Below are 12,358 nucleotides of genomic sequence, written 5' to 3' on the forward strand. Positions count from 1 at the left end.
GCAGCTCACCGACCCCCAATTCGCGCGATTCCTCGCGGTCGCACTCGGTTCTACCACTGAATCGACAAATCACCTGATGCTCGCGCGTGATACACACGTCATCACCACCGCGACCGCCGAGGAGCTCCTCGCGCACGCCGGACGAATCCGCGGCATGCTCATCAACCTCCACAAACGCCTGAAGTACTGAACTCTGACCACTGACCACTGATGTTCGCCCAAGGCCCAAGGCCCAAGGCCCAAGGCCCAAGGCCCAAGGCCGCAAGCCCACAGCCCACAGCCCACAGCTCAAACAGTGCAAACCTCCACTGCCTCCCGTAACGATTTCATCCCCTCCCTCCTCGGCAAAAACTCATGCGCGAACACCCCGTCGTATCCCGTCCCCGCAATGAACTCCGCGATCCCGCGATAATTCAGCTCCTGCCCACCATCGATCTCATTCCGCCCCGGCACCCCCGCCGTATGGAAATGCGCAATCCACGGCAAATTCGCCTTGATCGTGGCCATCACATCGCCTTCCATCACCTGCATGTGGTAGATGTCGTACAGCAAGCGGAAGCTCGGTGAGTTCACCCCTTTCGCCACTTCGACGGCCCACGCCGTGTGGTCGGCATGGTAGTCCTTGTGATCCACCTTGCTGTTCAGCATTTCCATGCACAGCACCACTCCATGCTGTTCGGCCGTCGGCATCAATCGCTTCAAGCCGGTGATGCAGTTCGCAATGCCCTCGCCGTCGGACATGCCGCCGCGATTGCCGCTGAACACCACGATTTTCCGTACGCCGGCGGCGGCCGCGCGAGGGATCATCGCTTCACCATCGGCCACCAGCTTGTCGTGCTGATTCAGCCGGTTGAATCCCACCGGGATCGCGCCGAAGCTGTTGCCCATCGTGCACTGCAGGCCGTACTGCTTCGGCACCTCCCACTCCGTGTCGCCCAGCAGATCGACGCCCATGAGCCCCATCCCCTTCGCGGCGGCGCACAGGTCGTGGATGGGGGTGCGCGAAAAACACCAGCGGGCCACCGACTGATTCAGACGACCAGCCCGCACCGCACTGGCACCTGAACGCCCTACCGCCGAATCGGGCGTTGCGGCACCGACTGGTGCCGCGGACACCGTCACCGCGGCGGCGCCAAGGGCGAGCAGGGCGTCTCGACGCGACACAGCGCCCGGATCGGGTCGCGTGGTCATCAGAGGCTTCTCCGCTTCAGTTCACCCACGGCATGCGCGGCGGCGCGCGCGGTGAGCGCCATGTACGTAATCGACGGATTCTGGCAGGCGCTGCTCGACATCGCGGCCCCGTCGGTGATGAAGAGGTTGGGCACATCCCACGCCTGATTCCAGCCGTTCAGAACGCCGTCCTTGGCCGTGACCGACATGCGGGCGCCGCCCATCTCGTGAATGCAGTGCCCGGGCGGATGCATCGTGCGGTTGGGACGCACGTTGATCGCGCCGGCGGCTTCGAGGATCTCGACGGCGCTGGCCGACACGTCCTTGTTCATCGCGAGTTCGTTCTCGCGCCAGCGCACATCGATGCGCGCGGCGGGAATGCCCCACTTGTCCTTCGTGGTGCCGTCGAGCGTGATGCGGTTGTCGGCGTGCGGCAGCGTTTCGCCCCAACCACCGATGCTGATCCCCCACGGTCCCAGGTCGTCGATGAGCGACTGCTTGAACGCCGCGCCGAAGCCCGCCATGCTGCTGCCGCGTCCCCAACCGGAGCGACTCGATCCGCCCTGCATGCCGTAGCCGCGCAGGAAATTGGGGCTGGCGCCGTGCACGTTGCGGAAGCGCGCCACGTAAATGCCGTTCGGGCGACGACCGATCGTGCGCTTGTCGAGGTAGCCCGGCATCGTGCCGCCGGCCCCCGAGCCGTAGTGATGATCCATCACGTAGCGCCCCAGCGTGCCGCTGGAGTTGGCCAAGCCATCGGGCCAGCGCGTGCTGCTCGAGTTCAGCAGCAGTCGTACCGACTCGATCGTGGAGGCGCACAGGAACACCACCTTGGCCTCGTATACCGTTTCCTGCTGCGTGCGGGCGTCGATCACGCGCACCCCGCGCGCGCGGCCGCGCTTCGCGTCGTACAGCACTTCGGCCACCACGCTGTGCGGACGCAGCGTGAGCCGGCCGGTTTTCTGCGCGGCGGGGAGGGTGCTGCCGATGCTGTTGAAGTACGAGTGCGTCACGCAGCCGCGTTCGCACGGTCCGCAGTAATGGCAGGCCGCGCGTCCGTTGTGATTCTGCGTGAGAATGGCTGCGCGGCCGATCGTCATCACGCGCTCGCCGTTGAACGCCTTCATGATGCGTTCGCGCGCCACCTGTTCCACCACCGTCATCTGCATCGGCGGCAGGAACTCGCCGTCAGGCAGGTGGGCCAACCCTTCCTTCGCGCCGGTCACGCCGATGAAGCGCTCCACATGCGAGTACCATGGCGCGATATCCTTGTAGCGAATCGGCCAGTCGGTGCCGTGGCCGTCCTTCGCGTTGGCCTCGAAGTCGAGATCGCTCCAGCGATACACCTGACGCCCCCACATGATGGAGCGTCCGCCCACCTGTCGTCCGCGGAACCACTTGAACGGCGCATCACTGGGGGCCACGTACGGATTGTCGAGGTCGTTTACGAAGAACTTGCGGCCGGTCTCGTCGCAGGCGTAGCACTCCCGCTGCACTGGCTGCTCTTTCTCCAGCGATTGCCGATCGCCCCAGCCGCGGTACTTCATGTCGTACGGCTGGATGTGCTCCACGAAATCCTTGCCGCCGAAGTCCACCGGGCCGCCCGCTTCCAGCACGAGGGTGGCGAGGCCGCGTTCGGTGAGCTCCTTGGCCGCCCACCCGCCGCTGATCCCCGATCCCACCACGATCGCGTCGAACACACGACGCGTTGGCTGTGCATCCATCGTCACGGCTTCACTCATCGCGGCCTCCGTTGCGGGCGGGCATGTCGGCGGCACCATCGAAGCGACCCGGCATGATCTCGGTTTTGAGCACATCGCGCTGCACGCGCTCGCTGGTGAAGTAGCCATGAATCACCAGCCCCTTCACGCGGGAGTAACCGCGCGCGGCGGGGGCATTGCGATCGTACGGCGTGTCGAGCGCGGTCATCACCAGCGCGAGTGTGTCGCCGCTGATCGCGGCAAACGGCTGGCCGGCGATGGCGCGGGCCTGGGCGTCGATCGCATCGAGGCCGGTAGTCAACGCGCGCCGGTCGGCGTCGGTGTAGTAGTCGGCCGCAATCACGTCGATCCAGGCCGGCACCCCCACGTCGGTGGCACTGGGCGTGTCGGTTCGGGGAATGATCGCATCGGCCAACGCGGCCAGGGTGGCGCGTTGCGAGGGGTTCAGCAGTGCCGGCTGCGCGGCCAAAGCCTTGCCCCACGCGGCGCGGGCGTCGCGGGGGAGCAGCGTGAGGGCGGCGGCGGTGGCGGCGGCCTTCAGGAGTTCACGGCGTTGCATGTCGGATCACACGGGCAGTCGGTGAGGCGATCGCCCTCCCCGACTGCCGTCCGGCTGCCGCGGGAGGTGCTACTGCACTTGGATGTACAGCGGGGTAGGCCAGAGCCGCAAGATCGCTTCGCGGGTCGTGGGCGGGTTGTCGTTCTTGGCCTTCGTGAACTGCTTCCAGCCGGTGAACTGGACCGGCTCACTCTTGATGTCGCGGTAGTAGGTGTCGCGCTTCAGAAACGGGGCACCGAATCCATCCATATGCATCACGACCTGCACCTTGGGGTCGAGCTTGATGTTCCGTACGTTGGTCACGCCTTTCGGTGTGAAGCGATGCACTACCAGGATCTTGGGCGGCAATTTGTACTTGTCGACCACGTTCGCGAGAAAACGAATGGCGTAGTTGACGTCCGCGGCGTCGTAGGTGCCGATGCGACGACCCGGCACCGCGCCACTCGCCTTCATCGAGAACTCGGGATCGATGCCGAGGTGGACGTCGGGGCGCATCAGGAACTTCTCAATCCACGGCAGTTCCTGCTCGAGCGTGCTCTGGCCGACTTGCAGATCGACGAAGAGTAGCGCGTTCTTCGACTTCGCCCATCCGTACACTTTCTCGATCAGGGCGCTGTCCATGCGCGTGCGATACTTGCCGCTGGGTCCCGGATCGGGGTTCGCGACCATGGCGATGAGGTGCAGCGCCGGCTGGGCCGGGTGCGCCGGATCGAGGCGCGTCCACTCCGCCGCGTCGCGCTCGAGCTTCGCGAGCATGTCGCTCGTCTCGAATTCCCCGAGAATGCCCATGCGCTTCGAGAGCGGGTTGCCGTAGTAGGCCAGCACGCGCTTGGCGGGAAGGATCGATCCAGGCAGCGGGGCCGGTGTTTTCACGGGCCACAGCGTGTCGAGGTCGCTCCCCGTCCCCTTGAAGGCCAAGTGACGATCGCCGGCCTGCGGACCGAGCGCGCCTTGCACTTTGCGCTTGGTGGTGTCGGTCTCGCCGGCCGTCGCTGGGCGCTGTTTCGCGGCCGTTTTCCCTTTCGCCTTGGCCTTGGCCGTGGCCTTGGTCTTCGCCTTGGACTTCGGCTTTGCCTTGGCCTTGGCCTTTGCGCTCACCGTCGCCTTCGCGGTGGCCGGTGGCTGCGCCGACGCCGACGTGGTGGTCGCCTCGCGCGGCGGTGTTGCGGAGTGCGCCCAACTAAGCGACGGCGACAACACGGTGCCGATGCCCATGATCGCGCTCAGGGCGAGCGCGAACGAGTGACGGGAGTACATGAACACAGAGCGAGTCGGCACGGAGTCGTGTTGATGAGATGCAGGCGGCTCCAGCGTGGGCCGTGATCGCAGTGTAACGGCGCTTTCGCAACGCACCAAGGGCGCACGGCGTCCGCGTCTGCACCCTTGCACGGCTGAGCCTGCACGGTAGCTTGGCGCGCATGCACATCGATCTGACAGGGCGCGTCGCCGTGGTGACCGGCGGCGCCAACGGCATCGGACGCGCCACCGCGCGTCGTCTGGCCCGCAGCGGTGCCCGCGTGGCGATCTGGGACCGGGTCACGGCCGCCGGCAAAGCCGCCGCCGTCGCGCTCGAGGCAGAGCAGTTGGAGGTGCACTTCATCGAGGCCGACGTGACGCAGCGGGCAAGCGTCGATGCCGCCGTCGCCGCCACGGTGGCCCGCTTCGGTGGGATCGATATCCTGATCAACAACGCCGGCATCACGCGCGATGCGCTGCTGGTGAAGATCAAAGACGGGGCCATCACGGGCGGGATGACGGACGACGAGTTCGACGACGTCGTCGCCGTGAATCTCAAGGGCGTCTATACCTGCACGCAGGCGGTGGTCCCCGAGCTGCTCAAGCGCGGTGGTGGACGCATCATCAATGCGTCGTCGGTCGTGGCCCATCACGGCAATTTCGGGCAGACGAACTACGTGGCCACGAAGGCGGGCGTCATCGGCATGACGCAGGTGTGGGCCCGCGAACTCGGGAAGCGCAACATTACCGTGAACGCGATCGCGCCGGGATTTATCGCCACCGAGATGACCGCCAAGATGCCGGCGGCCGCCCTCGACGCGATGCGGTCGCACACGCCGGCCGGTCGCGTCGGTTCGCCCGACGACGTCGCCAACGCCTACTGCTTTCTGGCGTCCGACTTCGCCGCCTTCATCAACGGGGCCGTGCTCGCGGTAGACGGCGGGCTGGTCATCGGCACCTAACGCCGGCTACCCGCGGCGACGCTTCCGCACAGGAGCCGCCGGCTCGGTTTTCGGCGCGGCGTACTGCATGCGTTCCAGAATCGTCGCGGCGCGTCGCGTGGCAATCGATCCCTTGGGCGACCACCGCCGCGGCGCCGGAAGAATGGCCGCCAGTCGGGCCGCCTCGTCCCGCGTGAGGGTGGCGGCGCTCTTGTTGAAATGCACCCGCGCCGCCGCCTCCGCCCCGAAGGCATTCGGTCCCCACTCGGCCAGATTCAGATACAAGTCGAGAATGCGCTCCTTCGTCAGCAGCAGCTCCAGCAGCAACGCGATGTAGGCTTCCACGCCTTTGCGCACGAACGAGCGTCCGTTCCAGAGGAACAGATTCTTGGCCACCTGCTGGGTGAGCGTGGAGGCCCCCCGCAGCTTGCCGCCGCGCCGCCGCCGTTCGAGCGCATTGTTGATCTCCACCACGTCGATGCCGAAGTGGAGGTAGAAGCGGTCGTCTTCCGATGCGAGCACGGCCCGCCGGAGATAGGGGGACAGCTTGGCGCGCGACACCGTGGTGTGCGCCGGCCAGATGGGCCGATCGCCGTTCACCGTGCGGGCGACCACGCGCTGCAGCATCACTGACGTGACCGGCGGCTGCACCACCGCGAACAGTAGAATGAACGGGATCGGCAGGGCCATCAGGATGAGCACGCTCCACGCCACGCGCTTGAGCGCGACCCGCCAGCCGGTGGCGCGCTTCGACCTCTTCGCCGCGGTCACGCGACTACGGCTCGCGCAAGTGCGGCGGCGTATCGGGCGGCTGACGACGCCAGCGCCGGTGCTGCCAGAAGTACTGCTCGGGGTGCGCGCGCACGAGACGTTCGAGGATCTGCGTGTAGCGCAGCACGATCGCGTCGATGTCCACCTCGCGATCGCCCGTGCGCTCCACCTCCACCGGCTCGATCAGAATCGCGTAGCGGCCGCTCGGCTGTCGCAGCACGCCCACGAACACCGTGGGCACGTCGAAGCGCAACGAGAACACCGCAGGGCCGCGTGGCGTCTTGGCCGGGCGGCCGAAGAAGGGCACGAAGGTGCTCGCCAGCCCCAGCGCATCGTGATCGCTCACGAAGGCGATCGCGCGGTTGTCGCGCAACGAACGCGGCGTGCGGCGCACGGCGTCCTTGTCGCGAATCACTTCCATGCCGATCTCGCGACGTGTGCGGGTGACATAGGCATCGAAGATCGGGTTGGCCATCCCGCGGGCCACGACATCGATGGGTATGCCGCGCGCAGCGAAGTAGGCGCCGCCGAACTCCCAGTTGCCCAGATGTCCGGTCACGATCAGCAGCCCTTGGCCCTTGGCCATCGCCGCCTCCACCAGCTCCCACCCCTCGACCCGTTCCACCCGGTCGAGCACCTGCTGCGCCGAGGTGCCCGGCAGGACCGCGGTCTCGATGGAGGTTCGGCCCAGGCTATCGTACGAGCGGCGGGCCACCTCCTCCACGCGGTCGCGCGAGAACTCCGGAAACGCGGCAGCGATCTGTCGCTCCACGACGCCCGCCCGGATGCCGATCGGGCGGTACACGAGGCGGCCGATCAGCCCCCCCACCCAACTCGCCGCGCGCCAGCCGAGCAGCCCGAGGCCGAACACAGCGACACGAGTGCCGACGTACTCCAGGCGGTGTGACAGCGTCGCCGGTTTAGTGGCAGTCGGGACCGCGGGAGCGGAGGCTGGGGCGTTCATGCGTGAGGCAATCTAACGATGCGCCCGGCAGCGGGCGACGTGGCCCTACAGCTCTCGGTGCATGATGTGCAGGTCGACCACTCCGCCGCCGCCGTTCACGCGCGCTCGGCGGTCGCCAACTCTGCCAGCAGTTCATCGCGAAAGCGATGGTAATCCACTTCCGTCGAGTGGCGCGGCGCCTGATCCATGGCGTAGTGCGGGTGGGCGATTTCGTGCGCGATCCGCGCCCGGAGATCGGCCGGCCGACGGTAGCGCCCGGTGATGTCCGCGCACGCCAGTTTCGCCTGATGGTCGGCCAGCGGCCAAATGCAGCCCAGCGGTTGGAACAGGCCGATGAAATACACGGTCGGCACGTCAGGGTGCATCATCTTGCGGTACAGCGGCACCGACGTCGCTTCCTCGAGATCAAGGAACCCGGGCTCGAAGAACGGGAACGTGATCTTGAAGCCGGTCGCGGCAACGACGATGTCGTACGTGTCCTGCGTCCCGTCGCCGAAGTGGACCGTGTGTCCGTCGAACCGCGTCACACCGGGGCGCGCCACCACGCGGCCGTGACGGAAGAGATCGAGCAGGTCGGAGTTGAGCGTCGGGTGCTGTGACAGCACGGGCCGCGTATTCTCCGGCAGCCCGATTTTGGCATACGACCCCTGCAGGGTGCGCAACAGCAGGGTCAGCCCCCGCTGACGCAGCCCAGGTGGCACCCAGCGCTGACGGGCCGCGATCACGTCGGCCGGCAGGCCGAAGAGATACTTGGGCACGAACCACTGCGGCGAGCGCACGGCCATGTGCACGCTGCGCACCACGCGCGAGGTCTCCACCGCGACGTCGGCCGCGGAATTGCCGGCGCCGATCACGAGGACCCGCTGGTCGCGCCACTGGTCGTCGGCCCGCTTGAAATCGTGGCTGTGCAAGTAGCGGCCGGCGAAGTCCCCCGGGATGTCGGGCCAGCGCGGGTTCCAGTGATGGCCGTTGGCCACCATGAGGTGCGTGCAGCGGTCGGTACGGTCGCCATCGGGGCCGCTCACGGTAAGCACCCAGCCGCCGTCGGCCTCGCGCCGCGCATGCTGCACCGTCTGGTTGAAGCGCACCAGCGGCAGCACACCGAAGTGCCGGGCGTACGCCTCGAAGTACGCCTGCACCTGCCGATGTCCCGGATAGTCGGGATACGACGCCGGCATCGGATAATCCTCGAACGACGACAGCGTCTTCGACGAGATGATGTGCGTGTTTTCGTAGACGCTGGAGTGGCCGGTGGTGTCGTTGAAGACCCAGTTGCCTCCGACGTTGTCGCTGCGCTCGTACAGCGTGAACGGGAGGCCGGCCTGCCGACAGTTCTTGGCTGCCGTGAGCCCCGAGGGGCCGGCGCCGATGATCGCGACATGCATGGAGTCAACCTACCCCCGCCGGATGGGGCCCACCAGACCGCTGACCCGCGGCACCGCTCGCTCTACGTGGGCCTCGACCACGGGCGTGGTGGCCCATTCCCCGTCCCGTTAGCTTCCACCCCTGCAACAACCGGAACGTCTGGTCGCTTGGCGCGTTCAGAGCGGACCGTGCGGCACCTTCACTCCACGCGCCGGTTCCGTGATCAGTACGCTCGCACTCCTTGTCACATTGGCGGTACAGCCGCCGATCGCTACTCAGTCGCCGCCGCCGGGCGCCGGCGAACCAGCGCCTCCGGCCCGACCCGTCTACAGCGGGCGTGACGGCAGTACCACGGTGCGCATCCCGCGCTTCGACGCGTCGATCACCGTGGACGGCGACCTGAGCGAGCCCCAGTGGGCCGAGGCGGCGCAGCTCACGGGGTTCTCGCAGTTCAATCCTTCCGACGGGCGTCCGGCGCTCGATACGACGGTGGCGCTCGTCTGGTACGGGGCCGATGCCATCTACTTCGCGGTGCGGGCCTATGCCCCGGCCGGCACCGTGCGCGGGACGCTGGCCGATCGCGACCGGATCATGAACGACGACCACGTTCAGTTCATTCTGGACACCTTCAACGACCGTCGGCAGGCGTTCGTGTTCGCGGTGAATCCGCTGGGCGTTCAGAGCGACGGGATTCGCACCGAGGGCGGTATGGGCGGCGGGCGCGGCGGCCGCGGCGGCGGCGGTGGCGGTGGCGGCATGGGCGGCGGCTTCTCGCGCGCCAACCTCGGAAACGCCGACCTCAATCAGGACATGATTTGGCAGTCGCGGGGGCGCATCACCGAGTGGGGCTATCAGGTCGAGATCCGGGTCCCGTTCAAGAGCATCCGATACCGCGTGGGCGCCTCGATGCAGTGGGGGCTCAACGTCGTGCGCAACACGCAGCGCAACAACTACCAGGACACGTGGACGCGCACCAGCCGCGGGATGGCCTCGTTCCTCATCCAGTCGGGGCGCCTCGAAGGGATCCGTGACCTGCGTCGCGGGCTCGTTCTCGACCTCACTCCGGTCGTCACCACGGCGCTGCCGGGGCGTGCCGTTGGCGCCGACGGATGGGCGTATTCGGCCAAGCCGCAGTACGGCGGCGACGCCCGCTGGGGGCTGACCCCTAACGTCACCATCAACGCGACGGTGAACCCGGACTTCTCCCAGGTGGAGGCCGATGTGGGGCAGATCCCCGGGGACGTGCGCTTCGCCCTGTTCTTCCCCGAGCTGCGTCCCTTCTTCGTGGAGGGAAACGAGCAGATCGATACCCCCAACCAGCTGGTGTACACGCGGCGCATCATCCAACCGCGCGCCGCCGCCAAGGCCACCGGCAAGGTCTCGCGCTTCGATCTCGGCGTCCTGTCGGCGATCGATAACGCCACCTACTCCGCCAACGGGAAGGACAGCCCGTTGTTCAACATCGCGCGCCTGCGCCGAGACCTGGGCGCGCAGAACAACATCGGCTTCACCGTGACCGATCGGCGCGAGGGCGCGAACTTCAACACCGTGCTGAACGCCGATGGCCGGTTCCTGCTGCGCAACATCTACTCGGCGTCCTACCAGGCGGCAACCAGTCGCTCGCGCACGGGGACGACCGACGCGCGGGGCGATATCTGGGAGTTCAGCTTCGATCGGACCGGGCGCTCGTACGGCTTTCGCAACAGCATCGAGGGGGTCTCGCCCGCCTTCGAGTCACGGGCGGGCTTCGTGCCGCGGCTCGACTACGTCCAGCCGCAGTTCAATCAGCGGTACACCTTGTTCGGCTCGCGCGGCCGCCTGGTGGAGCAGGCCATGTTCTTCCTGAGCGGTCAGGGGACGTGGACCTACAACGGGTTCTTCGGTGGTGAGAGCGCGCTGGAACGGCGGATCTCGCTCTCCGGCAGCCTGCAGCTTCGCGGCGGTTGGGGCCTTGGCGTCACGCCGTCGCTGGAGCGTTTCGCGTTCCAGCCCGAGCGCTACACCACGTACGCCGTGGAGACGCCCCGCACCGGCGGACGAGTGGACACGCTCCCCTTCACCGTGGGCACGCCCGTCCCGGCGCGTCAGCTGCAGCTGCGCCTCAACACGCCGCAGTTCAGCAAGTTCGGCGGCTCGATCAGCAGCACCTTCGGTCGCGACGCCGAGTTCTTCGAGACCGCGCAGGCCCGGCGGCTCGACGTGAACGCCCAGCTGGACTTCCGCCCCACGCCGAAGCTCCGCATCAGCACCATCATGCTCCATCAGGAGTTCCGGCGCGCGCGCGACAACACGCCGATCCTGCGCACCAACATCCCTCGCCTGCGCACCGAGTTCCAGCTCAACCGCGCCATCTTCTTCCGCTTCGTCGGCCAATACGAGTCGCGCTTTCGCGATGCCTATCGCGATCCGCGCACCGAGCGCCCCCTCCTGCTGCGCTCGGGCAGCGGCCCGTACGCTCGCACCTCGCGGAGCCAGACCAATGCGCTCCGGGCCGACTGGCTTTTCAGCTATTTCCCAAGCCCCGGCAAGGTCGTGTTTCTGGGATACGGTGCCAGCCTCAACGAGGCATTGGCTTTCCGCTTCCGGGACATGGACCGCACCGGCGACGGGTTCTTCGTGAAGGTGAGTTGGCTGTACCGGCTTCCGTGAGGTCGGGCGTCGGGGGCCGCGTCGTCGCTCGCCCCTGCACGCCGACAACACGCGCGCGCCCTAGCGCCGCAAGACCGCCCGCAGTGAATCCGGCGATCCATCGTTCGGCGCCGGCCGCACCCCCAACAACGCCGCCAGCAGCTCGTACACGTGAATGTTCTGCGTCGGCGGCAGCACTCGCCCCGGCGCAATGTCAGGGCCCGCCGCCACGAACAGCGCGCCCATGCTCGGCAGGGCATTGTCGAAGCCATGCGTACCACCGCGCACCCGAATGCGCGCAGCCCGCGCGTGCGTGGTGATCGTCCAGCCTTCGTCGGCCACGAGCACGAGCGGCGTGATGCGCGGATGCGCGCGATAGTGAAAGCGCCCCGGCACACTGTCCTTGCGATACACCGCCACGTGCGGCGCGCGACGCAATCCCGCGTACACGGCCTCGAGCTTTCCTGGATTGGGGGTCACGGCGGTGACGGGCGACCAGTCCACGATTTCGGCGTCCGCCACGTCGATCACGTCGTCGATGAACACGAGTCGTGAGGTATCGACGTCCACCATGCCATGGTCGGAAACGACCAGCAGATTCACCCGATCGGTGAGACCGCGAGCGGCGATGCCGTCGATGAGCGTGCCGAGTAGGCGGTCAACGTGGCCAATGGCGGTATCGACCTGCGGCGACGCCGGACCGTAACTGTGCCCGGCGTCGTCGGTGGTGCTGTAGTACAGCGTAATGAGGCGCGGCCCGGTCTCGGCGGGCAGGTCGAGCCACGACAACACCTTCGCAATGCGCGCGGCATCGGGATAGCGATTGTTGAACGGCGTATACCACGACGGTCGCCGCCCGTCGATCTCGTAATCACTGCCGGGCCAGAACATCGCCGCGGTCTTCACCCCCTGACGCTCGGCGGTGTTCCAGATCGGGTCGCCGCCCCACCAGCGAGTATCGCGCGCGACCAGCGTGTCGCTGAGCGTGAACGTCGCCCCGATG

At 67.2% G+C, this 12,358-nt stretch carries 11 protein-coding genes; 3 read left to right on the forward strand and 8 right to left on the reverse strand.

What is annotated here, in order from left to right; genetic code table 11:
• Positions 1 to 190: four helix bundle protein (locus tag ACIRA7_RS11190; protein WP_396220924.1), on the forward strand; the 190-nt coding region annotated here is incomplete at its 5' end.
• A 98-nt stretch (positions 191 to 288) separates the two neighbouring features.
• On the opposite strand, the gene ACIRA7_RS11195 is transcribed toward ACIRA7_RS11190, so the two are convergent.
• From ACIRA7_RS11195 to ACIRA7_RS11210, 4 genes are all read right to left on the reverse strand, one after another.
• Positions 289 to 1,191 (reverse strand): hydroxypyruvate isomerase family protein, encoded by a 903-nt coding sequence (locus ACIRA7_RS11195; protein ID WP_396220925.1) that lies wholly within the window; start codon positions 1,189 to 1,191, stop codon positions 289 to 291.
• Positions 1,191 to 2,912 (reverse strand): GMC oxidoreductase, encoded by a 1,722-nt coding sequence (locus ACIRA7_RS11200; protein ID WP_396220926.1) that lies wholly within the window; start codon positions 2,910 to 2,912, stop codon positions 1,191 to 1,193. The genes ACIRA7_RS11195 and ACIRA7_RS11200 overlap by 1 nt, the downstream gene beginning before the upstream one ends.
• On the reverse strand, positions 2,905 to 3,450 hold the full coding sequence (locus tag ACIRA7_RS11205) for a gluconate 2-dehydrogenase subunit 3 family protein (protein ID WP_396220927.1): 546 nt from the start codon (positions 3,448 to 3,450) through the stop codon (positions 2,905 to 2,907). The genes ACIRA7_RS11200 and ACIRA7_RS11205 overlap by 8 nt, the downstream gene beginning before the upstream one ends.
• A gap of 69 nt (positions 3,451 to 3,519) precedes the next feature.
• The gene (locus tag ACIRA7_RS11210; protein ID WP_396220928.1) at positions 3,520 to 4,728 is read right to left on the reverse strand and encodes a hypothetical protein; all 1,209 of its coding nucleotides are present in this window, start codon (positions 4,726 to 4,728) and stop codon (positions 3,520 to 3,522) included.
• 140 nt (positions 4,729 to 4,868) lie between these two features.
• On the opposite strand from ACIRA7_RS11210, the gene fabG reads away from it, so the two are divergent.
• On the forward strand, positions 4,869 to 5,648 hold the full coding sequence (gene fabG / locus ACIRA7_RS11215; RefSeq protein ID WP_396220929.1) for a 3-oxoacyl-ACP reductase FabG: 780 nt from the start codon (positions 4,869 to 4,871) through the stop codon (positions 5,646 to 5,648).
• Positions 5,649 to 5,654: 6 nt separating this feature from the next.
• Here the strand turns inward: fabG and mtgA are convergent, their stop codons facing one another.
• From mtgA to ACIRA7_RS11230, 3 genes are all read right to left on the reverse strand, one after another.
• Positions 5,655 to 6,398 carry a monofunctional biosynthetic peptidoglycan transglycosylase gene (mtgA, locus tag ACIRA7_RS11220; protein ID WP_396220930.1) on the reverse strand — a complete coding sequence of 248 codons (744 nt, stop codon included), beginning with the start codon at positions 6,396 to 6,398 and terminating at the stop codon, positions 5,655 to 5,657.
• A 4-nt stretch (positions 6,399 to 6,402) separates the two neighbouring features.
• Positions 6,403 to 7,362 (reverse strand): lysophospholipid acyltransferase family protein, encoded by a 960-nt coding sequence (locus ACIRA7_RS11225; protein WP_396220931.1) that lies wholly within the window; start codon positions 7,360 to 7,362, stop codon positions 6,403 to 6,405.
• Positions 7,363 to 7,457: 95 nt separating this feature from the next.
• Positions 7,458 to 8,747, reverse strand: a complete 1,290-nt coding sequence (locus tag ACIRA7_RS11230) for a flavin-containing monooxygenase (RefSeq protein WP_396220932.1) — start codon at positions 8,745 to 8,747, stop codon at positions 7,458 to 7,460.
• A 334-nt stretch (positions 8,748 to 9,081) separates the two neighbouring features.
• On the opposite strand from ACIRA7_RS11230, the gene ACIRA7_RS11235 reads away from it, so the two are divergent.
• Positions 9,082 to 11,376 (forward strand): DUF5916 domain-containing protein, encoded by a 2,295-nt coding sequence (locus ACIRA7_RS11235; RefSeq protein ID WP_396220933.1) that lies wholly within the window; start codon positions 9,082 to 9,084, stop codon positions 11,374 to 11,376.
• A 60-nt stretch (positions 11,377 to 11,436) separates the two neighbouring features.
• On the opposite strand, the gene ACIRA7_RS11240 is transcribed toward ACIRA7_RS11235, so the two are convergent.
• On the reverse strand, positions 11,437 to 12,358 hold a 922-nt coding region (locus tag ACIRA7_RS11240), incomplete at its 5' end, for a nucleotide pyrophosphatase/phosphodiesterase family protein (protein WP_396220934.1).

This window comes from Gemmatimonas sp. (assembly GCF_044376735.1).
Taxonomy (GTDB): domain Bacteria; phylum Gemmatimonadota; class Gemmatimonadetes; order Gemmatimonadales; family Gemmatimonadaceae; genus Gemmatimonas.

What these genes read in the sequence shown, in the direction of transcription:
- ACIRA7_RS11225 (WP_396220931.1), bottom strand. Translation starts at nt 7,362, where the DNA reads ATGAACGCCCCAGCCTCCGCTCCCGCGGTCCCGACTGCCACTAAACCG.
- ACIRA7_RS11205 (WP_396220927.1), bottom strand. Translation starts at nt 3,450, where the DNA reads ATGCAACGCCGTGAACTCCTGAAGGCCGCCGCCACCGCCGCCGCCCTC.
- ACIRA7_RS11195 (WP_396220925.1), bottom strand. Translation starts at nt 1,191, where the DNA reads ATGACCACGCGACCCGATCCGGGCGCTGTGTCGCGTCGAGACGCCCTG.
- ACIRA7_RS11230 (WP_396220932.1), bottom strand. Translation starts at nt 8,747, where the DNA reads ATGCATGTCGCGATCATCGGCGCCGGCCCCTCGGGGCTCACGGCAGCC.
- ACIRA7_RS11200 (WP_396220926.1), bottom strand. Translation starts at nt 2,912, where the DNA reads ATGAGTGAAGCCGTGACGATGGATGCACAGCCAACGCGTCGTGTGTTC.
- fabG (WP_396220929.1), top strand. Translation starts at nt 4,869, where the DNA reads ATGCACATCGATCTGACAGGGCGCGTCGCCGTGGTGACCGGCGGCGCC.